This is a genomic window from Faecalibacillus sp. H12 (assembly GCF_013361255.1).
Lineage (GTDB): Bacteria > Bacillota_I > Bacilli_A > Erysipelotrichales > Coprobacillaceae > Faecalibacillus > Faecalibacillus intestinalis.
In genome coordinates this window covers 1-312 of the sequence record NZ_JABWDK010000090.1, presented here as the reverse complement: position 1 = coordinate 312, position 312 = coordinate 1, and the positions used below count along the sequence as shown (strand labels likewise).

2 tRNA genes are annotated in these 312 nt (G+C 50.6%); both read right to left on the bottom strand.

The features are described from left to right. Window positions 1-59: 59 nt before the first annotated feature. Window positions 60-136: transfer RNA gene (locus HUU89_RS14535), tRNA-Ile, on the bottom strand. Window positions 137-170: 34 nt separating this feature from the next. Next, window positions 171-247 (bottom strand) — tRNA-Met (locus HUU89_RS14530). Between the last annotated feature and the right edge of the window lie 65 nt (window positions 248-312).

The window sequence follows — 312 nt, the reverse complement described above, 5'->3', positions numbered from 1 at the left end:
CTGCTGGTTTTCAAGACCAGTCCCTTCAGCCAGACTTGGGTAAATCTCCGCAATAGTAATGGTGGACCCTGTAGGACTCGAACCTACGACCGATCGGTTATGAGCCGATAGCTCTAACCAACTGAGCTAAGGGTCCGCAGTATATGCCCTATAGGCACCTTAAATAAAAATGGTAGCGGGAGGGGGATTCGAACCCTCGACCCTCCGGGTATGAACCGAATGCTCTAGCCAGCTGAGCTATCCCGCCATAATATTTTTTTATTAAATTAATTGGTGGAGCCAAGCGGGATCGAACCGCTGACCCCCTGCGTG